This window comes from Streptomyces sp. NPDC022910, from assembly GCF_055561075.1.
Genome location: NZ_JBVHHL010000008.1, coordinates 11,791 through 32,898 on the forward strand (window position 1 = coordinate 11,791; position 21,108 = coordinate 32,898).

Consider the following 21,108-nt stretch of genomic DNA (forward strand, 5'->3'; position numbering starts at 1 on the left):
TTATGTGATCTTCGTGATCCTTTGGCCGCCACGTATGAACGACCTATGTCGATTCTGCCTCACCGTACGGTCGCCGCGTGCCCCGATCCGGACATCCTGATCGTCGGCCTCAACCGCGCAGGTCCACGAGCAGCGGGGGCGCGTGCTCGCCCTTCGCATTCGTCAGGGACAGCACCGCGTGACCGGGCGGCACCGCGTGCGCCAGCTCGGACGCGGACCAGCGCTCGCGCTCGACCTGGCGGACGGTCACGGCGTCCGTGGTGACGGCCTTTCCGGTGATGAGCTTGCGCAGGGCGTGGATGGCACGGGTCATCGGCTGATCCGCGAAGACGGTGTGCTTGGCCACGTCGCGCGTCTCCACCCACTCCGTGCCCCAGGCCTGGGCGAACCTGCCGCCGTCCCATGTCGTGACGCCGGAGAAGGCCATGCGGCAGCCCACAGACCCGAACAGCGGCCCGTGCAGGGTCTCAGGGACGTCGCCGACCGTGCGCAGGGCGAGGACGACTCCCGCGTTCCGGGAGCGCAGTCGCTGGATGGCACGGACCGATTCGGTGGTCACCGTCCCGGTGGCGTCGTCGAGGACCAGACATACGTAGTGGGGACGCTCGCCGTCCCGCACGATCGCGGTGAACTGGGCGAGGACGAGCCGGGTGATCAACCGGGACGCCTCTTCGTGGCCGTGCTCCGGGAGGTCGATGCGGACCCGCAGCGGATGGTGGGCCACGGCGCGCAGCGAGAACGGCCGTACCGTGCCGCCGGCGCCGAAGAACTCGGCGAAGGCCGGCCGGTCCAGCAGGGCCAGCCGGTCGGCGAGCGCCGGACCCACGTCGGCGGTGCCGCCGATCTGCCGGACGCGGGCGTCGAGTTCCCGGCGCATCACCACGTGTTCCTCCCCCGAGAGGGCCTCGCGCAGGGACGAGAGCGCCGACGGCTCGCCCTCCAGCAGTTCTCGCAGGAGGGGCAGGGGCGGGAACGCACCGTGCACGGCCCGGTAGGGGCCGAGCAGTTGCGCGAGGGCGGTCGCGGCCCGCTGACTGCCGACCGTGTCCAGATCCCCGGCCAGGCCCTCGGCGAGGAATGCGGCCGTTTCGTCGGGGTCCTCACAGCCCGCGTACGGATCCAGGTCGTGGACGGACGCCGGGTCCCCGATCCGTACCACGACGTCGAACGCCGGATCCGGGGCGAGCGGCGCGCCGGCCGCACAGACCGCGACGACGGCGCACTCGCCCGTCAGGGCCTGCAGGGCGAGGGACTCGACCACGGGTGCGATGAGGTGGCGGGTCTTTCCGGAGCCCGGCGGCCCCACGGCCAGGAGCGAGGTGCCGAGCACATCCGGGCCGAGGGCCGCGCCGGTGCCGCGGTACGCGAGCGGCGTCCGGTCCCCGGCCACCCACTGTCCGATGCGAACCAGCCCCGTGAGCAGGTCGTGGCGTGCGGTGCGGCCGGGCAGGTCCCGGGCGCCGGACGGGTGGGTCCAGGCCGCGGCCCCCCGGCGCAACACGGTGTCGGTGAAGGCGGGGAGGCGCCCTTCACTTTGGGCCGCGGCCCAGGCGTGCGCTACCCGGGCGCAGTCCACGTCGTTCATACGACCGGCGAGCACCTCGGCGGTGAGCAGGTCCGCCGCCTCGTGCGCTCCGGCCTCTCTGAGCTCGGGCCACTGCGCGCGCGGCGCGTCCGGTTCGGTCGGTGCGGCCCGGCCCTCCTGCGTACGGCTGCGGGCGGCGAGCCGGTGCCCGGCCAGCGCCCACCATCCGCCGAGCCTCGCGAACGGCCACAGGACCAACACCGTGATCAGCGCGTACAGCGCGTCCGTGAACAGCTGCGACTGGAACAGTTCGTATCCGCCCGAGATCAGGACGATGAGGGAGAACACGGGGTCGACGACGGGCAGAGCGTCCCAGCCGATGCCGGGGAAGGCTCTCGGGAACACGAAGCTCAGGGTGACGAGGGCGCCGAGTGCGGCGAGGAGGGCCCGGGCGGGCTGCTCGCGGCGCCCGACGACGTGTCGGAGGACCTCGGGCCAGCTGCCGAGCCGCCCCACGGTGTAGACGAGCAGGCCGAAGAAGGCACCGTCGTAGACCACGATGGCCTCTTGGCCCCGCGATCCCTTGGGGGCCGTCGTACCGCCCCACCACCAGTCCTCCGGGGTGAACAGCTTGAGGACGGCCCACTGGTACGGGACGGCGCCGTGGCGCCACAGGGACCAGACGACCAACGCCACCACCAGGGGCACCGCGATGCCGACGATCGTGACCGGGGAGAGCCGGTCGGGTGCCTGTGCGTCCTTCGGAAGGCGGTAGCCGAAGCGCCAGATTCCCGGGCCGGCGGCCGGACGCGGCTCGTTGAGCCAGTCGGCGACCGCCGATCCTTGGCGCGGGGGCTGGTCAGGAGCGGAAGACACCTCCGGTGCCCGCGCCGGCCGTGGCGGGACCCGTGGCGGCCCCGCCGGACGCGGCACGGAACCGGCCCGTGTGGCCCGTGCGTCCTGCGTCCCGTCGCTGTCCATCGCCCTTGCCCCCTGACCAGCCGCTCCGTGCACCATCAGCGAGTCAATCTAACGCCCCCGCCAAGGGAGTTCACCGCATACACGGCCGAGCCCGCGAAGCCGGGATCCGCCGCGCTATGTCCACCGCGGACAAGCGGGCGCACCCAAGGCGCCCACATGGAGCATGCCCACCCTCCACGACCCGTCTTAGCCTGCGAGATAAAGAAGGCAAGCGTCCGAAAGACACCCCCGCCCGGAACCACCGGCCCACCGGGACGCCCGGTACGCCCAAACCTCCGGTTCGGTTCGCACGATCATCAGGGAGCCCCCATGACCGCACTTCCGCAGGAGCGCCGCGTCGTCACCGCCATCCCCGGCCCGAAGTCGCAGGAGCTGCAGGCCCGCCGTACCGCCGCGGTCGCGCAGGGTGTGGGCTCCGTGCTGCCGGTCTTCACCACGCGCGCGGGTGGCGGGATCATCGAGGACGTCGACGGGAACCGCCTGATCGACTTCGGCTCCGGCATCGCGGTGACGTCCGTGGGCGCCTCCGCCGAGGCCGTCGTCCGCCGAGCCTCGGCCCAGCTGCAGGACTTCACGCACACCTGTTTCATGGTCACGCCGTACGAGGGCTACGTGGCCGTCGCCGAGGCGCTGGCCGAGCTCACGCCGGGTGACCACGCCAAGAAGTCCGCGCTGTTCAACTCGGGTGCCGAGGCCGTCGAGAACGCCGTCAAGATCGCCCGCGCCTACACCAAGCGCCAGGCGGTCGTCGTCTTCGACCACGGCTACCACGGCCGGACGAACCTCACGATGGCGCTGACCGCCAAGAACATGCCGTACAAGCACGGCTTCGGCCCGTTCGCGCCCGAGGTCTACCGGATGCCGATGGCCTACGCCTACCGCTGGCCGACCGGTCCGGACAACTGCGGCCCCGAGGCCGCCGCGCAGGCCATCGACCAGATCACCAAGCAGGTCGGTGCGGACAACGTGGCCGCGATCATCATCGAGCCGGTGCTCGGTGAGGGCGGCTTCATCGAGCCGGCCAAGGGCTTCCTGCCCGCGCTGCGCAAGTTCGCCACCGACAACGGCATCGTCTTCGTCGCCGACGAGATCCAGTCCGGCTTCTGCCGCACCGGCCAGTGGTTCGCGTGCGAGGACGAGGGCATCGTCCCGGATCTGATCACCACCGCCAAGGGCATCGCGGGCGGTCTGCCGCTCGCCGCCGTCACCGGCCGCGCCGAGATCATGGACGCCGCGCACTCGGGTGGCCTGGGCGGCACCTACGGCGGCAACCCGGTCGCCTGCGCGGGCGCGCTGGGCGCGATCGAGACGATGAGGGAGCTCGACCTCAACGCCCGGGCGAAGGAGATCGAGGAGACCATGAAGGCCCGTCTCACGGCGATGGCCGAGAAGTTCGACATCATCGGCGATGTCCGCGGCCGCGGCGCGATGATCGCGATCGAGCTGGTGAAGGACCGCGCCACCAAGGAGCCGAACGCGGAGGCGACGGCCGCGCTGGCCAAGGCCTGCCACCAGGAGGGGCTGCTGGTCCTGACCTGTGGCACCTACGGCAACGTGCTGCGCTTCCTGCCCCCGCTGGTCATCGGTCAGGACCTGCTGAACGAGGGTCTGGACATCATCGAGCAGGCGTTCGCGCGCATCTGAGCCGACAGAGGTCGGAGGGTGTGAAGAACGTGTGCGAGGTGGATGGCGGGACGCGCTTCCGGCTGTCGGAGCGGTTTTTCCTGCCGTAGGTTCTACCCAGATGAGAGATACACCCGCCCACAGGGGACTGTGGGTGACACCGGGCCGAGGCCTCCCCAGCTTCGACCTGGTCGTGCCCTCGCGCACACACCCGGAGCCTCCAGCTCCGGATCTCCTCACCGATCGGACGGCCGCACGCCCCAAACCCCCCGGGGCGGGCGGCACACCGATCCGGACGGCCGCCTCGGAACCACCCCCCCTGTTCCGGGGCGGCCGGCCTGACTTCCACTCGTTCCCGCCCGCGGGATTCCCGTGACCCGTGCGTCGAGCACTTCCCCGGCGTCGCGCCAGCCTTTACGATCACGCTCCGAGATCACGAGAAGTGATCTTTCATGGGGGTGGGGGCTGTGCGCTTTCTGATCGGTCTGTTTCTCATCGTCTTCGGGGCGCCGCTCATCGGGATCACCGGCCGGGTGCTTGAGGGCTCCGGTCACAAGGGCCTGGGCAGGACGATCGGGATCGGCATGTATCTGGTCGTACTCGCGGCCGCGGTCTGGCTCGTCCTCGGCGATCTCTGAGCCACGGGCACGGCGCGCCAGGGCCCAGATGATCCCTGGTGCGTAGGTGATGATGTCCACCGTGGCGAGTTCCCAAGACCCAGACCTCAAGCACGCAGCTGCCGAGCGCGACGGAGGGCCTGCCGTTCGCGGGCGGCCGGCCTGGTTCCTGGCCCCCGTGGCCCCTCTCTTCCTCTTCCTCCTGATCACCTGGCAGGTCGCCGCACACGGTCCGCTCGCGCGTGCGGACGCGCGGCTGAGCGGGGCCGTGGTCCATCCGGATCGGGCCTCCGAGCTCCTGTCCGCCCTGGGGAACGTCACGGTCGCCGTCCCGGTCCTGGCCGTCGTCCTGGTGTGGGTTGCCTGGCGCGCCCGGACCGCCGGTACAGACCGGTGGTGGCTGCCGGCCGCCGCGGCGGCCGGCGCGATGGCGGCCGTGCCGGCGCTGGTCGTCCCGCTCAAGGTGCTGATCGCCCGGCCGGGCCCACCGGTCATGGGCCCGGTCTCGGGCTACTACCCCTCGGGTCACACGGCCACTGCGGCGATCGCCTACGGCTCCGCGACCCTGCTACTCCTCCCCTGGCTCCGCACCGCCTACGCCCGCCGCGAACTCGTCATCGCCTGCACCGTCGTCAACGCCGGGGTCGGCTTCGGACTGGTCCGCCGCGGCTACCACTGGCCCCTGGACGTGCTGGCCAGTTGGTGCCTGAGCGCGGTGCTGCTCTACTCGCTGTGGCTCGTCCTCAGCCGAAGTAGCCGTCGAACGTCCTCTGGAACTCCCAGCCTCCGTACCGGTCCCAGTTGACCGACCAGGTCATCAGGCCGCGCAGTGCGGGCCAGGTGCCATGGGTCGCGTACGAGCCGCAGTTCGTCTTCTTCGTCAGGCAGTCCAGGGCCCTGGTGACCTCCGACGGGGCGACGTGGCCGTTGCCCGCGTTCGTCGACGCCGGCATGCCGATCGCCACCTGGTCGGGCCGCAGCGGCGGGAAGACGTTGTTCGCGTCGCCCGCCACCGGGAAGCCGGTGAGCAGCATGTCGGTCATCGCGATGTGGAAGTCGGCGCCGCCCATGGAGTGGTACTGGTTGTCGAGGCCCATGATCGGACCCGAGTTGTAGTCCTGGACATGGAGCAGGGTCAGGTCGTCCCGCAGGGTGTATATCACCGGCAGGTACGCCCCGCACCGCGGGTCCTGGCCGCCCCACTTGCCCGTGCCGTAGTACTGGTAGCCCATCTGCACGAAGAAGGTCTCCGGGGCCATCGACAGCACGAACCTCGATCCGTACCTGGCCTTCAGGGCCTTCAGGGCCGAGATGAGGTTGACGACCACCGGCGTCGTCGGGTTCCTGAAGTCCGTGTCGTTCGCGTTCAGCGACAGCGAGTGGCCCTCGAAGTCGATGTCCAGGCCGTCGAGGCCGTAGGTGTCGATGATCTTCGAGACCGAGGAGACGAAGGCGTCCCGGGCAACCGTGGTCGTCAGCTGCACCTGGCCGTTCTGGCCGCCGATCGAGATCAGCACCTTCTTGCCGGCCGCCTGCTTGGCCTTGATCGCCGCCTTGAAGTCGGCGTCGCTCTCCACGTTCGGGCACTCGGTGACCGGACAGCGGGTGAAACGGATGTCGCCGGAGGTGACGGAGGTGGGTTCGCCGAAGGCGAGGTCGATGACGTCCCAGCTGTCGGGGACGTCCGCGAGGCGCGTGTACCCGGAGCCGTTGGCGAAGCTCGCGTGGAGATAGCCGACCAGCGCGTGCGCGGGGAGGTCCGTGGAGCCGCCCGATCCGGCGGAGGTCGTCGCGGTCACCGCAGCCGACTTCGCGGACTCGCCCGCGCCGTTCACCGCCGTCACCTGGAAGCTGTAGGCGGTCGAAGGCGACAGACCGGTCACCGTGGCCGACGTGCCGCTCACCGTCTGGACCTTCACACCGTCGCGGTAGACGGCATAACCCATCGCGCCCGTCACCGCCGACCATGACAGGGCGACGCTGGAGGACGTGACGGTGCCGGTCTTCAGACCGGTCGGCGCGGCGGGCGGCTGCCCCGCATCCACGCCCGGTCCGACCAGCGAGATGTCGTCGGCGTAGTAGGCGCCGGTGCCGTACCAGCCGTGCGTGTGGATCGTGACCTCGGTGGTGGATGCGCCGGTGCGGAAGGTGGTCGTGAGCTGCTGCCAGTCGGTCGCCGACTGGGTCCAGGTGGAGACGTCGGTGGTCCCGGTACCGCTCGCGCCCAAGTAGACGTAGCTGCCGCGGACATAGCCGCTGAGCGTGTACTGCGAGTCGGGTTTGACCGTCACCGTCTGGGTGCACTGCGCGTTGTCGCTGCCGGCCGGGGTCGCCTGCAGCGCCGAGGTGCCACCGCGTACAGGGGAGTTGACCGTGGTGCCCGCGGTGCAGGTCCAGCCGTCGAGGCCGGACTCGAAACCGCCGTTCCTCGCGAGGTCGGTGTCGGCCGCGCGGGCGGCCGGCGCGAGTGCGGTCAGGCCGGGCAGGGCCAGGGCCGCTGCCGTGCACACGACCAGGAGCCGATGCCGGACGAATGGTCTGGTGTGATCCGGACTGGTGTGATCCGGACTGGTGCGATCCACAAGTGCCTCCGGGCATGGGGAATTGGAGGGTGGAGCGCGCCCAACTTGGTCCAGACCAATTCGGTTGTCAAGGCCTCTGCCGCCGGGGCCCGGGCCTGCCGGGACCGCCGGCGGGCCCCTTGCGGCCCGCGTCAGCTGTCGAAGCCCAGGCCCAGCCTGTCCATCGTCTTCAGCCAGAGGTTGCGCCGCCCGCCGTGTGCGTCGGCGCGGGCCAGCGACCACCTGGTGAGCGCGATGCCCGTCCAGGCGAAGGGTTCCGGCGGGAACGGCAGCGGCTTCCTGCGGACCATCTCCAGCTCGGTGCGCTCCGTACGCTCCCCTGCCAGCAGGTCCAGCATCACCTCCGCACCGAAGCGCGTGGCGCCGACGCCCAGGCCCGTGTAACCGGCCGCGTACGCCACCTTCCCCTGGTGCGCCGTCCCGAAGAACGCCGAGAAGCGCGAGCAGGTGTCGATCGCGCCGCCCCACGCATGCGTGAAGCGGACGCCCTCCAGCTGCGGGAAGCAGGTGAAGAAGTGCCGGGCGAGCTTGGCGTACGTCTCCGGGCGGTCGTCGTACTCGGCGCGCACCCGGCCGCCGTACGGGTAGATCGCGTCGTAACCGCCCCACAGGATGCGGTTGTCGGACGAGAGCCGGAAGTAGTGGAACTGGTTCGCCGAGTCTCCGAGGCCCTGGCGGTTCTTCCAGCCGATCGACGCCAGCTGGTCGGCGGTCAGCGGCTCGGTCATCAGCGCGTAGTCGTAGACCGGGACGGTGTACGAGCGCACGCGCCGCAACAGGCTGGGGAAGATGTTCGTGCCGAGCGCCACCCTCCGGGCGCGAACATGGCCGTACGGAGTGCGTACGGCCAGGCCGGCGCCGTACGGCTTCAGGGTGAGCGCGGGCGTGCGCTCGTAGACCCGCACGCCCAGCTCAAGGCAGGCACGTCTGAGACCCCAGGCGAGCTTGGCCGGGTTGACCATGGCCACGCCCCGGCGGTCGTACAGACCGGCCAGGAACGTCGGCGAGTCGACCTGTTCCCGTACCGCCTCCGCGTCCAGGAACTCGGTGCCCTCGGCGAGGCCCCGGCGCTTCATCTCCGCGTACCAGTCACGGAGTTCCCACGCCTGGTACGTCTCGGTCGCCACGTCGATCTCGCCGGTGCGCTCGAACTCGCAGTCCAGGGCGTGGCGGGCGACCGCCTTCTCGATCTCGTCGAGGTTGCGGGCGCCCAGCTCCTGGAGCTTGTGGATCTCGTCCGGCCAGCGGGTGAGTCCGTTGGCCAGGCCGTGCGTGAGGGAGGCGGCGCAGAAGCCTCCGTTGCGGCCCGAGGCGGCCCAGCCCACCTCGCGGCCTTCGAGCAGCACCACGTCCCGCTGCGGATCACGCTCCTTGGCGATGAGCGCGGTCCACAGTCCGCTGTAGCCGCCGCCGACGACCAGCAGGTCGCAGGTCTCGGCGCCGGTCAGGGCGGGCTCGGGGTGGGGCTTGCCGGGGTCGTCCAGCCAGTACGGGACAGGCTGGGCTTCGGAAAGAGACTTGGTCCAACGGGTCATGGCGCTTGGGGCCATGATGTCAACTCCCTACCGGGTGCATTACGCCTTTTGGCGGTTCCGGCGATTGCCGATGGCCATGGAGACCAGGACGAACAGTACGGCGACGATGAACATGGTCGTGCCGATGACATTGATCTGAACGGGCGTTCCGCGCTGTGCCGAGCCCCAGACGAACATGGGGAAGGTGACGGTCGAGCCCGCGTTGAAATTGGTGATGATGAAATCGTCGAAGGAGAGCGCGAAGGCGAGCAGTGCGCCCGCGGCGATTCCGGGTGCCGCGATCGGCAGGGTGACCCGCACAAAGGTCTGGAACGGGCCGGCGTAGAGGTCCTGCGCGGCCTGCTCCAGCCTCGGGTCCATCGACATGACACGCGCCTTGACGGCGGTCACGACGAAGCTGAGGCAGAACATGATGTGGGCGGTCAGGATCGTCCAGAAGCCGAGCTGTGCACCCATGTTGAGGAACAGGGTGAGCAGCGAGGCCGCCATGACGACCTCGGGCATCGCCATCGGCAGGAAGATCAGCGAGTTCACGGCGCCCCGGGCGCGGAAGCGGTAGCGGACCAGCGCGAAGGCGATCATCGTGCCGAGGATCGTGGCGCCGATCGTCGCCCAGACCGCGATCTGGAGGCTGACCGACAGCGAGCCGCACATGTCGGCGACGCCGCACGGGTCCTTCCAGGCGTCCAGCGAGAACTGCTGCCATTCGTAGTTGAAACGCCCCTTCGGTTTGTTGAAGGAGAACACCGTGACGACGACGTTCGGCAGCAGGAGATATCCGAGTGTCAGCAGTCCCGCGATGACGACGAGATGGCGCTTGAGCCAGTTGACGAAGGCCATTTAAACCAGATCCTCCGTGCCGGACCTGCGGATGTAGAAGGTGACCATGACGAGAATCGCGGCCATCAGGATGAACGAGAGGGCCGCGGCCGTCGGATAGTCGAGGATCCGCAGGAACTGTGTCTGGATGACGTTGCCGACCATGCGGGTGTCGGTGGAACCGAGCAGGTCGGCGTTGACGTAGTCGCCGGCGGCCGGGATGAAGGTCAGCAGCGTGCCCGAGACCACACCCGGCATCGACAACGGGAAGGTGACCTTCCGGAAGGTCGTGAACGGCTTGGCGTACAGGTCCCCCGCCGCCTCGTGGAGGCGTCCGTCGATGCGCTCCAGCGAGGTGTACAGCGGCAGGATCATGAACGGCAGGAAGTTGTACGTCAGACCGCAGACCACCGCGAGCGGGGTGGCGAGGACGCGGTCCCCCTGGGTCCAGCCGAGCCAGTTGGTGACGTCCAGGACGTGCAGCGTGCCAAGAGCGCCGACGACCGGGCCGTTGTCGGCGAGGATGGTCTTCCAGGCGAGCGTGCGGATCAGGAAGCTGGTGAAGAAGGGCGCGATCACCAGGATCATGACCAGATTCCGCCAGCGGCCCGCGCGGAACGCGATGAGGTACGCGAGCGGGTAGCCGAGGACCAGGCACAGCAGCGTCGCGGCGGCGGCGTAGAGGACCGAGCGCAGGAACTGCGGCCAGTATGCGGACAGCGAGTCCCAGTAGGTCGCGAAGTGCCAGGTGACTTTGTAGCCCTGCTCCAGGGAGCCCGTCTGCACGGACGTGGAGGCCTGGTAGATCATCGGCAGCGCGAAGAAGACAAGCAGCCAGAGGATGCCGGGCAGCAGCAGCCAGTACGGCGTCCGGCGGCCCCGCCTGCGCGGGGGCCTCTTCTGCTCGGCGGCGGTGGGCGCGAGAGGTGGGGGCGCCTCGGTGACAGCGGCCATCAGGCGGCCTCCTCCTCGACGGTTTCCACGCCCGCGTCGATGTCCTGAGCCGCGTCCAGGCCGAAGGTATGCGCCGGGTTCCAGTGCAGGACGACGTCGGCGCCAGGCACCAGGCGGGGGTCGCGGTCGATGTTCTGGGCGTAGACCTCGAACTCGGGGCAGACGGGGCTGTCGATCACGTACTGGGTGGAGACCCCGATGAAGCTGGAATCGGCGATCTTGCCGGTGATGCGGTTGCGGCCCTCGGGGACCTCGCCCGCGTCGTCGGCGTGGGTGAGGGATATCTTCTCCGGGCGGACGCCGACCAGCACCTTGCCCCCCGCCGTCGTCGGCGCGGAGCAGCGCGCCTCGGGCAGGGTGAGCTTGCCGCCGCCGGCCTTGAGGACGATCTCCTCGCCGCTCTTGGAGTCGACCTCGGCCTCGATCAGGTTCGACGTGCCGAGGAAGTTGGCGACGAACGTGGTCTGCGGGTTCTCGTACAGGTCGGTGGGCGAGCCGAGCTGTTCGACACGGCCCGCGTTCATCACGGCGACCGTGTCGGCCATCGTCATGGCCTCCTCCTGGTCGTGCGTGACGTGGATGAAGGTGATGCCGACCTCGGTCTGGATGCGCTTGAGCTCCAGTTGCATCTGGCGGCGCAGCTTGAGGTCGAGGGCGCCGAGCGGCTCGTCGAGGAGGAGCACCTTGGGGTGGTTGATCAACGCGCGGGCCACCGCGACGCGCTGCTGCTGGCCGCCGGAGAGCTGGTGCGGCTTCTTGCGCGCCTGTTCACCGAGCTGCACCAGGTCCAGCATGTCCTCGACCTGTTTCTTCACCGACTTGATGCCGCGGCGCCGCAGGCCGAACGCGACGTTCTCGAAGATGTCGAGATGCGGGAAGAGCGCGTAGGACTGGAAGACCGTGTTCACCGGCCGTTTGTAGGGCGGCAGATGCGTCACCGCCTGGTCGCCGAGGTGGACGGTGCCGCTCGTGGGCTCCTCCAGACCCGCGATCATGCGCAGGGTGGTGGTCTTGCCGCAGCCGGAGGCGCCGAGCAGGGCGAAGAAGGAGCCCTGCGGCACGGTCAGGTCGAGCGGGTGTACGGCGGTGAAGGAGCCGTAGGTCTTGCTGATCCCGGAGAGGCGAACGTCGCCGCTGTTGTCTGTCGTCATCTTCGTCACGCCCCTGTGAGCTTCGCGAACTTCTCTTCGTAGGCCGTCTCTTCCTTCTGCGTCAGCGAGCGGAAGGCGTGGGACTTCGCGGCCATGGCCTTGTCGGGAATGATCAGCGGGTTGTTCGCCGCGTCCTTGTCGATCTTCGCGAGGTAGGGCTTCACACCGTCGACGGGAGACACGTAGTTGATGTAGGCCGCGAGCGCGGCGGCCTGTTCGGGCTCGTAGTAGAAGTCGATGAGCCGCTCGGCGTTCGTCTTGTGGCGCGCCTTGTCGGGAACCAGCATGTTGTCGGTCGACGTCATGTAGCCGCTGTCCGGAATGACGAAGTCGACGTCCGGGCTGTCCGCCTTGAGCTGCACGACGTCGCCGGCCCAGGCGATGCAGGCGGCGAAGTCGCCCTTGGTGAGGTCGGACGTGTAGTCGTTGCCGGTGAAGCGGCGTATCTGGCCCTTGTCGACGGCCTTCTGCAAGCGGGCGATCACCGCGTCGAAGTCGTCGTCGGTGAACTTCGCCGGGTCCTTGCCCATGTCGAGCAGCGTCATGCCGATGCTGTCGCGCATCTCCGACAGGAAGCCGACACGGCCCTTGAGCTTGGGGTTGTCGAGCAGATCGGAGACCGACTTGACCTCGATGCCGTCGAGCGCCTTCTTGTTGTAGGCGATGACGGTCGAGATGCCCTGCCAGGGGTAGGAGTAGGCGCGGCCCGGGTCCCAGTCGGGGCTGCGGAACTGGTCCGACAGATTGGCGAAGGCGTGCGGGAGGTTCGAGGGATCCAGCTTCTGGACCCAGCCCAGGCGGATCAGCCGGGCGGCCAGCCAGTCGGTGAGGATGATGATGTCGCGGCCGGTGTCCTGGCCCGCGGCGAGCTGCGGCTTGATCTTGCCGAAGAACTCGTTGTTGTCGTTGATGTCCTCGGTGTACTTGACCGTGATGCCGGTCCGCTTGCCGAACGCCTCGAGCGTCGGGTGGTGCTTCCCGCTGTCGTCGACGTCGATGTACTCGGTCCAGTTGGAGAAGTTGACGACCTTCTCCTTGGCCGAGTGGTCCTCGGCGGACGTGCCGCCCTGGGTCTTGCCTGCCGCGGGGATCCCGCAGGCGCTGAGCGACCCGAGGCCGCCCAGCGCGAGCGCGCCGCTCGCGGAGGCGCGCAGCAGCGAACGGCGGGTGAGGGAGGCTCTGCCGCCCCGGAAACTGCGCCGCATGGCGGCCACTTGGGCCGGGGAAAGGCGGTCGGGCTCGTACTGCTGCATGCGCGTGGTGCCCTTTCGGGAGGAATATGCGGCCGCGGGTCGGGCGGCCTGTCTACTGGCGGTCCCCGAAGACGGTGCGGTGCCAGTCCTTCCTGGCATTCGCGGTGTTGTCGAACATGACGTGTTTGATCTGGGTGTATTCCTCGAAGGAGTACGCGGACATGTCCTTGCCGAAGCCGGACGCCTTGTAGCCGCCGTGCGGCATCTCGCTGATGATCGGAATGTGGTCGTTGACCCACACGCAGCCCGCCTTGATCTCGCGGGTCGCGCGGTTCGCCCGGTAGACGTCGCGGCTCCAGGCGGAGGCGGCGAGGCCGTACGGGGTGTCGTTGGCGAGCCGGATGCCGTCGTCGTCGCCGTCGAAGGGCAGGACGACGAGCACGGGCCCGAAGATCTCGGACTGGACGATCTCGCTGTCCTGGGGTGCGTCGGCGACAAGGGTCGGCCGATAGTACGCACCGTTCTTGAGTTCCCCCTCAGGGGCCTCTCCGCCGGTCACCACGCGTGCGTAGGCACGCGCCCGGTCGACGAAACCGGCGACGCGGTCGCGCTGGACGTGCGAGATCAGGGGGCCGAGGTCGGTGCCGGGGGCGAAGGGGTCGCCGATCCGGACGGTCTCCATCAGTACGGCGGTCCGCGCGACGAACTCCTCGTAGAGAGGCCGTTGCACGTACGCACGCGTGGCGGCCGTACAGTCCTGACCGGTGTTGATGAGCGCGCCCGCGACCGCGCCGTGGACGGCCGCTTCCAGGTCGGCGTCGTCGAAGACGACGAAGGGTGCCTTGCCGCCGAGTTCCAAGTGGAGGCGTTTGACCGTGGCGGTGGCGATCTCGGCGACCCGCTTGCCGACGGCGGTGGAGCCGGTGAAGGAGGTCATGGCCACGTCGGGGTGGCCGACGAGGTGCTCGCCCGCCTCCTTGCCGGTTCCGGTGACGATGTTGACGACACCGTCCGGGATCCCGGCCTCGGTGGCGGCCTGGGCGAACAGGAGCGAGGTCAGGGGGGTGAGCTCGGCCGGCTTGAGGACGATGGTGTTGCCCGCGGCGATCGCCGGGAGGATCTTCCAGGCGGCCATCTGGAGGGGGTAGTTCCAGGGCGCGATGGAGCCGACGACGCCGATGGGCTCGCGGCGGACGTACGAGGTGTGGTCGCCGGAGTACTCGCCCGCGGACTGCCCCTGGAGGTGCCGGGCGGCACCCGCGAAGAAGGCGGTGTTGTCGATCGTGCCCGGAACGTCGAACTCCCGGGTCAGCTTCAGGGGTTTGCCGCACTGGAGGGACTCGAAGCGGGCGAACTCCTCGGCCCGGTCGGCGAGGACGGCGGCGAAGCGGTGCAGTGCGCCGGAGCGCTCGCCCGGGGTGGCGGTGGACCAGCCGGGAAAGGCGGCCCGGGCGGCGGCCACGGCACGGTCGACGTCCTCGGCCGCGGCAAGCTCGTACGTGTACACCTCGGCGCCCGTCGACGGGTCGACCACCGCGTGCGTACGGCCCGACGTGCCCTTGGCCGGTCTGCCCGCGATGTACTGCGCAGCGTCCGCGAAGCGCTCCTGTACGTCGTCCCGCGTCCGGGTGCGGGTGTCGGCGCCGCCGGCGTTGCCCGGGTTGTGCATGTCGCTCTCCTCCGCCGCCGGCCTGCGTCCGCCGCGGGAGCTGGCGTAGCTCCGGCTCAATTTGAGTGCCGATCCTGACAGAGCAAGTGCACTCCAACAAGTGATTCCGTTGTTGCCTTTTGGTTACGCGACGGAATCTGTCGACCAGGTGTCGACTTCCCCAGGAAAAGCAAGGACGGAGTGTCAGTGGTGCGTGCCAGACTCGCGTGCATGGGGAAGATCGATTCTTGGGACGCCCTGGTCAGGGAGGTCCGGGTGGGGGCGAGGGTCAAGTACCTGCACTTCTGGGGCCACCGGCCGCGCCCGGACGGACAGCTCGGGTCGAGCTGTCTGAGCCAGTGGTGGCCGTCCCCGTTCACCGTGGGCGGCGTGAAGTACGCGACGGCGGAGCACTGGATGATGGCGTCCAAGGCGCGGCTCTTCGGTGATGCGGAGGCCGAGCGGAAGGCCCTCGAGGCGTCGAGCCCGGCGCTCGCGAAGAAGGCGGGGCGGCTGGTGCGCGGCTTCGAGGACGCGATATGGGAGCGCGAGCGTTTCGGCATCGTCGTCGAGGGCAGCGTCCACAAGTTCGCCGCGCACGCCGATCTGCGGGCGTTCCTGCTGGGCACGGGCGACCGGGTGCTCGTCGAGGCGAGCCCGATGGACCGCGTGTGGGGCATCGGACTCGCGGCGGCCGACGAGCGCGCGAGCGACCCGGAGCGCTGGCGGGGACTGAACCTGCTGGGCTTCGCCCTGATGGAGGCTCGGGAGCGGCTGGGGATGTCCTAGCGAGACCGGACACGGGCCTTGGTCCTGCGAGGGCCCCGCAGCGCGCGGCCGTCGTAGGGGACCGCAGCGAGTGTCCGTCGCAGCGTCACGGGAGTCGGTGCGCCACCAGTGACGTCGAGTAGCCGTCGTCCGTGCCGACCCAGGGGTCGTCGCCGCTGTCCGGGGCGGCGACGAAGACGATGAGCAGCACGATGCCGAGGACAAGGCCGACCGCTCCGCAGATGAGGCCGGCGAGGGCCATGCCCCCGTTCGTCGCCTCGCCGCGGTGCGTCTTGCGGCGGCCGATGACGCCGAAGATCACGGCGAGCACGCCGACGATGATGGACACCGGCCAGAAGCAGAACACGACGGCGGAGATGATCCCGAGCACAAGCGAAGCGGTGCCCATGCCGTTGCTCGGCGCGAGCGGCATCCCGGTCCAGCCGTAGCCGGGGACGCCGCCCTGGGGTCCGTAGGGCACGCCGTAGCCCGGATAACCGGGGTACTGGGGATAGCCGTACGGCATCTGCCCGGGCCCTTCGGGTCCGACGGGCGGCGGCGGCACGGGCTCGCCAGCGGCGGGCGGCGCAAAGGGGTTGGCGGTGGCGGCGGGAGACGGTGGTGCGTACGGGGTGCCCGGGGCCGGGCTCGGTGAGGCGAAGGGGTTGCTCCACGGCCCCTGGGCCGGAGCGCTCGGCGCCTCGGGCTCCGGGTGGGAGACGACCGTGGGCTGGTCGTGCACGGACGGGGTGCCACCGGAGACCACGGTGCCCTGGGGGCCGACGGGGGCTCCCGGGCCCGGTCCGGCGGTGCTCGGGCCGGCCGCCTGGTCGGCGGGCGGCGCCCAGGGGTTCGGTGCGGGGCGCGGGCCGGCGGCGGGCTTGTCCAGCGGAACCCCTGGGGCCCGGACGGCAGGGGCAATCGGCGCCATCTGCCCGGGCGACGCCCCCGGTGGGCCCGGCACCTGGCCGCCTGCCGCACCCGTTGTCCCCTCGCCCACTCCTTCCGGCGCGCCCGGTGACGCGTCCGTCTCGTTGCTTGGCGCAGCCCACGTGCCCGGGGCTGCGTCCTGCGGCGTTCCCGGCGCCTGCGCGTCGTCGGACATGCGTGAGTCCCCCTCCGTCATACGTTCCGTCATGCTACGGCCCGCGCCTCCCCGACGTGACCCGCGCCCTACGATGATCCCTGAACCACCGATCAGCCGATCACCCGCGTCCCGTCCGACCCCGGCGCCGGGACGCCGTTCCCGGGGAGGAACCCTTGACCGACCACCACGACACCCCTGCCGTGCGTGATCTGCACGCCTTCATCGCCGGACTGCCCAAGGCCGAACTGCATGTGCACCACGTCGGCTCCGCCTCCCCCCGCATCGTCTCGGAACTGGCCGCCCGCCACCCCGACTCCAAGGTGCCCACGGACCCCGAGGCCCTCGTCGACTACTTCACGTTCACGGACTTCGCCCACTTCATCGAGGTCTATCTGTCCGTGGTCGACCTCGTCCGAACCCCCGAGGACGTACGCCTGCTGACCTACGAGGTCGCCCGTGACATGGCCCGGCAGCAGGTCCGCTACGCCGAGCTGACCATCACGCCCTTCTCGTCCACCCGCCGTGGTATCGACGAACGCGCGTTCATGGATGCGATCGAGGACGCCCGCAAGGCGGCCGAGGCCGACTTCGGAACCGTACTGCGCTGGTGCTTCGACATCCCCGGCGAGGCAGGCCTCGAATCGGCGGAGGAGACGGCACGGCTCGCCACCGACGACCGGCTGCGCCCCGAGGGGCTCGTCTCGTTCGGACTCGGCGGACCCGAAGTCGGCGTTCCCCGACCGCAGTTCAAGCCGTACTTCGACCGGGCGACAGCAGCCGGGCTGCGCTCCGTGCCGCACGCGGGCGAGACGACCGGCCCCGAGACGGTCTGGGACGCCCTGAACGAGCTGCGTGCCGAGCGCATCGGGCACGGCACGAGTTCCGCCCGGGACCCGAAGCTGCTCGCCCACCTCGCCGAGCACCGCATCCCGCTGGAGGTCTGCCCGACCTCCAACATCGCGACGCGAGCGGTCCGCACGCTCGACGAGCACCCCATCAAGGAGTTCGTGCGCGCGGGTGTCCTCGTGACCATCAACTCGGACGACCCGCCGATGTTCGGCACCGACCTCAACAACGAGTACGCGGTCGCCGCACGGCTGCTGGGCCTCGACGAGCAGGGTCTGGCCGGGCTCGCCAGGAACGCGGTCGAGGCGTCCTTCCTCGACGACGCCGGCAAGGCGAAGCTGGCCGCCGAGATCGACGCCTACACCTCGGCGTGGCTCGCCCCTTGACCTCCCACCCGTCGCCCGGCCACCACCCCCCGACGAGCCGCTTCGCAGCATGGCTCCTTCACAATGGGGCTCCATGCGCACCGTGACTGCCGTCGCCCATCGCGGCGACCCCTACCGCCACCGCGAGAACACGCTCACATCGCTGCGTTCCGCGCTCCTCCGGGGCGCGGACGCGGTGGAGATCGACGTACGGCTCACCCGGGACGGCGTCCCCGTGCTGCTGCACGACGAGACGCTGAAGCGACTGTGGGAGCAGGACCGGCCGCTCGTCGCGCTCTCCTCGGACGAGGTGAGGGGGCTGACGGGGGGCGGTCTGCCGACTCTGGCGCAGGCGCTGGCGGCCACGGACGGGAGCCGGGTCATGATCGACCTGCCGGGCCGCCCCTCGGCCCGGGCCGTGCGCCGGATCGTGGACATCGTTCGGCAGTGCGATGCCACGGAGCGGGTCTACTACTGCGCCGGGGCGCAGACCATGCTGGCGGTCCGTGCCGCCGAGCCCTCGGCCGAGATCGCCCTGACCTGGACGACCCTCGCACCGCCGCGACCCGCCCTGCTCGACGCGGTGCGCCCGCGCTGGCTCAACTACCGCTTCGGCCTGGTCGACCGCGACCTCGCGGCCCGCGTGCACCGGGGCGGCCACCTGCTGTCGGTGTGGACCCCCGACACCCGCCGCATGATGCGGCGCCTGCTCGACCTGGGCGTGGACTCGATCACGACGAACCGCGTCGACGCGCTGTGCGCACTGCGCGAGCCCGAGGACCACTGCACACGCGAGCGTTGAAGGACCGTCGCCGGGTCCGCCGGGGTCGAGCGGGTGAGGTACTGGGGCACCGGCGCGGTGTCCTTGCCGTTGTCGCGGACCAGGCCGTAGCGGATCGCGCCCTGGTCGGGTCCGGTCAGTACGTCCTTGTCCACCGCGTCCCAGCTCGACGGGAAGACGATCAGGCCGTAGTCGCAGCCGCGCTCGTTCTGGGTGAGGGTGACGGAACCGTCGAGGTAGAAGTACTCGTTCTGCCACATCTGCTGGGTACCGGCCGGCAGGACGGCGTTTGCGATGCTCGGTCCGCCCATGCCGGTGACGTAGCCGTCGGGGCTCCCGGGCAGTGGGTCGTCCATCCGGCGGCCGTTGGCCCGGCCGGTTCTTCGGCGAGATCTGCCAGCGCACCAGGACATAGCCCCGGCCCCTGAGCGTCACGCTCTCCCCGCGGTGCTGCATGACGGCCTTCGGACCGCCGGTGCTGGCGATCCCGGACTCCGGACGATGGGGCAGCGTCGCAGGCCGGGCGTCGGCGGCGGGAGTGCTTTCGACAGCGTCCACGACCGTGCCGTACAGGTCTGTCCTCGTTTTCGAGGGCGTCGGTGACGGCGACGACGGCGCGCGACGCCATGCGCGCACACTCGGCCTCGCTCGAGCGGGAGGTGCCCCACGCCGCCGCGAGGCCCGCCCTCCGGGCGGACCACGGGAGTTCGACGACAGGACTTAGGCGGCCACGGCGGCACGTTCGCGGGCGACGCGTACGGCCTCCGAGAGGCCGGCGATGTCGTACGCACCGTGGTGCCTGCGCCCGTTGACGAAGAAGGTGGGGGTCCCTGCCACACTGCTGAGATCCGCGGACTCGACGTCCTCGGCAACCCGAGCCGCGCCCGCGTGAGCACGCATGTCCCGCTCGAAGCGCTCCAGGTCCAGCCCGATCTCCGCGGCATAGCGTCGCAGGTCGTCGAGGGTCAGGGCGCCCTGATGGCCGAGCAGCAGATCGTGCATCTCCCAGAAACGCCCCTGCCGGGCGGCCGCTTCCGCAGCCTCGGCGGCGAGCTGTGCGTGCACGTGCACATCGGTCAGCGGAAGATGCCGCCACACGTACCGCACGTCCCCGAAGTCCCCGAGCAGTTCTCGGACGACCGACTCCGCCTGCCCGCAGTAGGGGCACTCGTAGTCGCCGTACTCCACGACGGTCACCGGTGCGTCCTGCGGTCCGCGGATGTGGTCGCGGCCGGGGTCGACGGGAACCGCCAGGTCGACGATCGTCTCGGCCTTCCCGAGCCGCGCCCGCAGCTGCAGCGGGCGCGGCAGCATCCCGATGACTCCGGTGACGAGCCGGCTGGTCAGGAACGAGCAGAGCACGGCGCTCAGAATGCCGATCTTCGCGTCCTCGAGTCGCGTGCCGTCGAAGGCGCGCGTGGCGATGAGCAAGGACACCGTGAAGCCGACTCCGGCCAGGGTCCCACCCGCGACGACGGCTCCCCAGCCTACGGGCACCCGGATCCGTCCGCGGGTCACCGCCGTCGCCAGCGCCGACGCCCCGACGATGCCGATCGGTTTGCCGAGGACGTAGCCCAGGAGGATGCCCAGGGTGACGGGCGAGGTGAACGCTCGTCCCAGCTGGTCGCCGCCGACCGGAATGCCGGCGTTGGCCAGGGCGAAGAGCGGCACGACGACATAGCTGGTCCATGGGTGGTACAGGCGCTGAAGCCGCTCGTTCGGGGAGATCGCCGAGGCGATGCCGACGCGTACGGTGCGCTCCAGCTCGGGCGTGGGCTGCTCGCGGAACAACCGGAACAGTTGGGTGACGTGCTCCAGTTCGCTGCGCGCCGCCGGATACGCGTACGTCAGCAGCCCCATGGCGAGGCCGATGACCACGGGGTCCACGCCGGATTCGAGCAGCGCACCCCAGGCGACCAACGCGAGCAGCGCGTACACCACGCCTCGACGGACCCCGAGCCACCGGACGAGCAGTACGACGGCGAAGGTCCCGACGGCCACAAGGAGCGCCGGCACGGTGAGGCGGTCGCTGTAGGCAAAGGCGATGACGCCGAGCGCCAGGAAGTCGTCGACCACGGTGATCGTGAGGATGAAGACCCGTAGTCCCGGCGGTATACGGCGCCCGACGACGGCCAGCATGCCCAGCGCGAAGGCGGTGTCGGTGGACATCGCCGCACCCCAGCCCTGCGTCGATCCGTGGCCCGCGTTGATCGCGAGGTAGATACCGATCGGGACGAGCATGCCGCTGACACCCGCCGCGAGCGGCAGGGCGAGCCGTGTGCGGTCGCGCAGCTCACCCATGTCGAACTCGCGGCGCGCCTCCAGTCCGACGACGAAGAAGAACAGCGTCATCAGCCCGCTGTTCACCCACTCGCGCAGCGGGAGCGACACACCGTACGAACCGATCCGGACCGAGAGACGGGTGTGCCAGAAGGCCTCGTAGACCGAGGGTGTCGCGTTGGCCCAGACGAGTGCCGCGAGCGTCGCCGCCACCAGGACGGCGGCGCTTCCGGTCTCGGTCCGCAGGAAGTCGCGCAGCGGAGAGCGCTGGTTGTGACCGCACGCGGTCTGCTGCGTGTAGTCGGTGGCTTCGAAGGACATGCTCAGGCAATCATTCGACGATCGGCACATGA

At 70.1% G+C, this 21,108-nt stretch carries 15 protein-coding genes and 2 pseudogenes; 6 read left to right on the forward strand and 11 right to left on the reverse strand.

Features of this window, described 5'->3' with window-relative positions; genetic code table 11:
• Nucleotides 1-109 precede the first annotated feature (109 nt).
• Nucleotides 110-2,506 (reverse strand): type IV secretory system conjugative DNA transfer family protein, encoded by a 2,397-nt coding sequence (locus tag ACZ3TS_RS10195; protein ID WP_467615751.1) that lies wholly within the window; start codon nucleotides 2,504-2,506, stop codon nucleotides 110-112.
• 309 nt (nucleotides 2,507-2,815) lie between these two features.
• Here ACZ3TS_RS10195 and gabT point away from each other — a divergent pair, with 309 nt between their 5' ends.
• The 3 genes from gabT (at nucleotide 2,816) to ACZ3TS_RS10210 (ending at nucleotide 5,551) form a co-directional block, all read left to right on the forward strand.
• A complete protein-coding gene (gene gabT / locus ACZ3TS_RS10200) occupies nucleotides 2,816-4,150 on the forward strand; it encodes a 4-aminobutyrate--2-oxoglutarate transaminase (RefSeq protein WP_467615754.1) in 1,335 nt (444 codons plus the stop codon).
• Between the two features lie 431 nt (nucleotides 4,151-4,581).
• Entirely contained in the window at nucleotides 4,582-4,767 is a 186-nt protein-coding gene (locus ACZ3TS_RS10205) for a hypothetical protein (RefSeq protein ID WP_467615757.1), read from the forward strand.
• A 61-nt stretch (nucleotides 4,768-4,828) separates the two neighbouring features.
• Nucleotides 4,829-5,551: a phosphatase PAP2 family protein gene (locus ACZ3TS_RS10210; RefSeq protein WP_467615760.1), complete on the forward strand. Its 723-nt coding sequence runs from the start codon at nucleotides 4,829-4,831 to the stop codon at nucleotides 5,549-5,551.
• Here ACZ3TS_RS10210 and ACZ3TS_RS10215 read toward each other — a convergent pair.
• The 7 genes from ACZ3TS_RS10215 to ACZ3TS_RS10245 all read right to left on the reverse strand — a co-directional run bounded on the left by ACZ3TS_RS10215 (nucleotide 5,490) and on the right by ACZ3TS_RS10245 (nucleotide 14,649).
• On the reverse strand, nucleotides 5,490-7,256 hold the full coding sequence (locus tag ACZ3TS_RS10215) for a chitinase (RefSeq protein WP_467615762.1): 1,767 nt from the start codon (nucleotides 7,254-7,256) through the stop codon (nucleotides 5,490-5,492). The genes ACZ3TS_RS10210 and ACZ3TS_RS10215 overlap by 62 nt on opposite strands.
• Nucleotides 7,257-7,459: 203 nt before the next feature.
• Nucleotides 7,460-8,878 (reverse strand): NAD(P)/FAD-dependent oxidoreductase, encoded by a 1,419-nt coding sequence (locus ACZ3TS_RS10220; protein ID WP_467615764.1) that lies wholly within the window; start codon nucleotides 8,876-8,878, stop codon nucleotides 7,460-7,462.
• Nucleotides 8,879-8,902: 24 nt separating this feature from the next.
• A complete protein-coding gene (locus tag ACZ3TS_RS10225; RefSeq protein ID WP_467615767.1) occupies nucleotides 8,903-9,703 on the reverse strand; it encodes an ABC transporter permease in 801 nt (266 codons plus the stop codon).
• Nucleotides 9,704-10,636 carry an ABC transporter permease gene (locus ACZ3TS_RS10230; protein WP_467615769.1) on the reverse strand — a complete coding sequence of 311 codons (933 nt, stop codon included), beginning with the start codon at nucleotides 10,634-10,636 and terminating at the stop codon, nucleotides 9,704-9,706.
• Nucleotides 10,636-11,787: an ABC transporter ATP-binding protein gene (locus ACZ3TS_RS10235; protein ID WP_467615772.1), complete on the reverse strand. Its 1,152-nt coding sequence runs from the start codon at nucleotides 11,785-11,787 to the stop codon at nucleotides 10,636-10,638. The genes ACZ3TS_RS10230 and ACZ3TS_RS10235 overlap by 1 nt, the downstream gene beginning before the upstream one ends.
• A 5-nt stretch (nucleotides 11,788-11,792) precedes the next feature.
• Nucleotides 11,793-13,040 carry an ABC transporter substrate-binding protein gene (locus tag ACZ3TS_RS10240; protein ID WP_467615774.1) on the reverse strand — a complete coding sequence of 416 codons (1,248 nt, stop codon included), beginning with the start codon at nucleotides 13,038-13,040 and terminating at the stop codon, nucleotides 11,793-11,795.
• Nucleotides 13,041-13,092: 52 nt separating this feature from the next.
• Nucleotides 13,093-14,649 (reverse strand): gamma-aminobutyraldehyde dehydrogenase, encoded by a 1,557-nt coding sequence (locus tag ACZ3TS_RS10245; RefSeq protein WP_467615775.1) that lies wholly within the window; start codon nucleotides 14,647-14,649, stop codon nucleotides 13,093-13,095.
• Nucleotides 14,650-14,859: 210 nt separating this feature from the next.
• Here ACZ3TS_RS10245 and ACZ3TS_RS10250 point away from each other — a divergent pair, with 210 nt between their 5' ends.
• Nucleotides 14,860-15,417, forward strand: a complete 558-nt coding sequence (locus tag ACZ3TS_RS10250) for an NADAR family protein (RefSeq protein ID WP_467615778.1) — start codon at nucleotides 14,860-14,862, stop codon at nucleotides 15,415-15,417.
• Between the two features lie 85 nt (nucleotides 15,418-15,502).
• Here the strand turns inward: ACZ3TS_RS10250 and ACZ3TS_RS10255 are convergent, their stop codons facing one another.
• The gene (locus ACZ3TS_RS10255; protein ID WP_467615779.1) at nucleotides 15,503-16,327 is read right to left on the reverse strand and encodes a DUF4190 domain-containing protein; all 825 of its coding nucleotides are present in this window, start codon (nucleotides 16,325-16,327) and stop codon (nucleotides 15,503-15,505) included.
• Between the two features lie 273 nt (nucleotides 16,328-16,600).
• Between ACZ3TS_RS10255 and ACZ3TS_RS10260 the strand changes: the two are divergent.
• A pseudogene (locus ACZ3TS_RS10260) lies at nucleotides 16,601-17,715 on the forward strand (adenosine deaminase).
• 73 nt (nucleotides 17,716-17,788) lie between these two features.
• A complete protein-coding gene (locus ACZ3TS_RS10265; RefSeq protein WP_467615781.1) occupies nucleotides 17,789-18,496 on the forward strand; it encodes a glycerophosphodiester phosphodiesterase in 708 nt (235 codons plus the stop codon).
• Here ACZ3TS_RS10265 and ACZ3TS_RS10270 read toward each other — a convergent pair.
• Both ACZ3TS_RS10270 and nhaA read right to left on the reverse strand, forming a co-directional pair.
• Nucleotides 18,481-19,138: pseudogene (locus ACZ3TS_RS10270) on the reverse strand (sigma-70 family RNA polymerase sigma factor); the annotation flags it as partial. The gene ACZ3TS_RS10265 and the pseudogene ACZ3TS_RS10270 sit on opposite strands and share 16 nt — an antisense overlap.
• Nucleotides 19,139-19,195: 57 nt before the next feature.
• A complete protein-coding gene (nhaA, locus tag ACZ3TS_RS10275) occupies nucleotides 19,196-21,076 on the reverse strand; it encodes a Na+/H+ antiporter NhaA (RefSeq protein ID WP_467615784.1) in 1,881 nt (626 codons plus the stop codon).
• Between the last annotated feature and the right edge of the window lie 32 nt (nucleotides 21,077-21,108).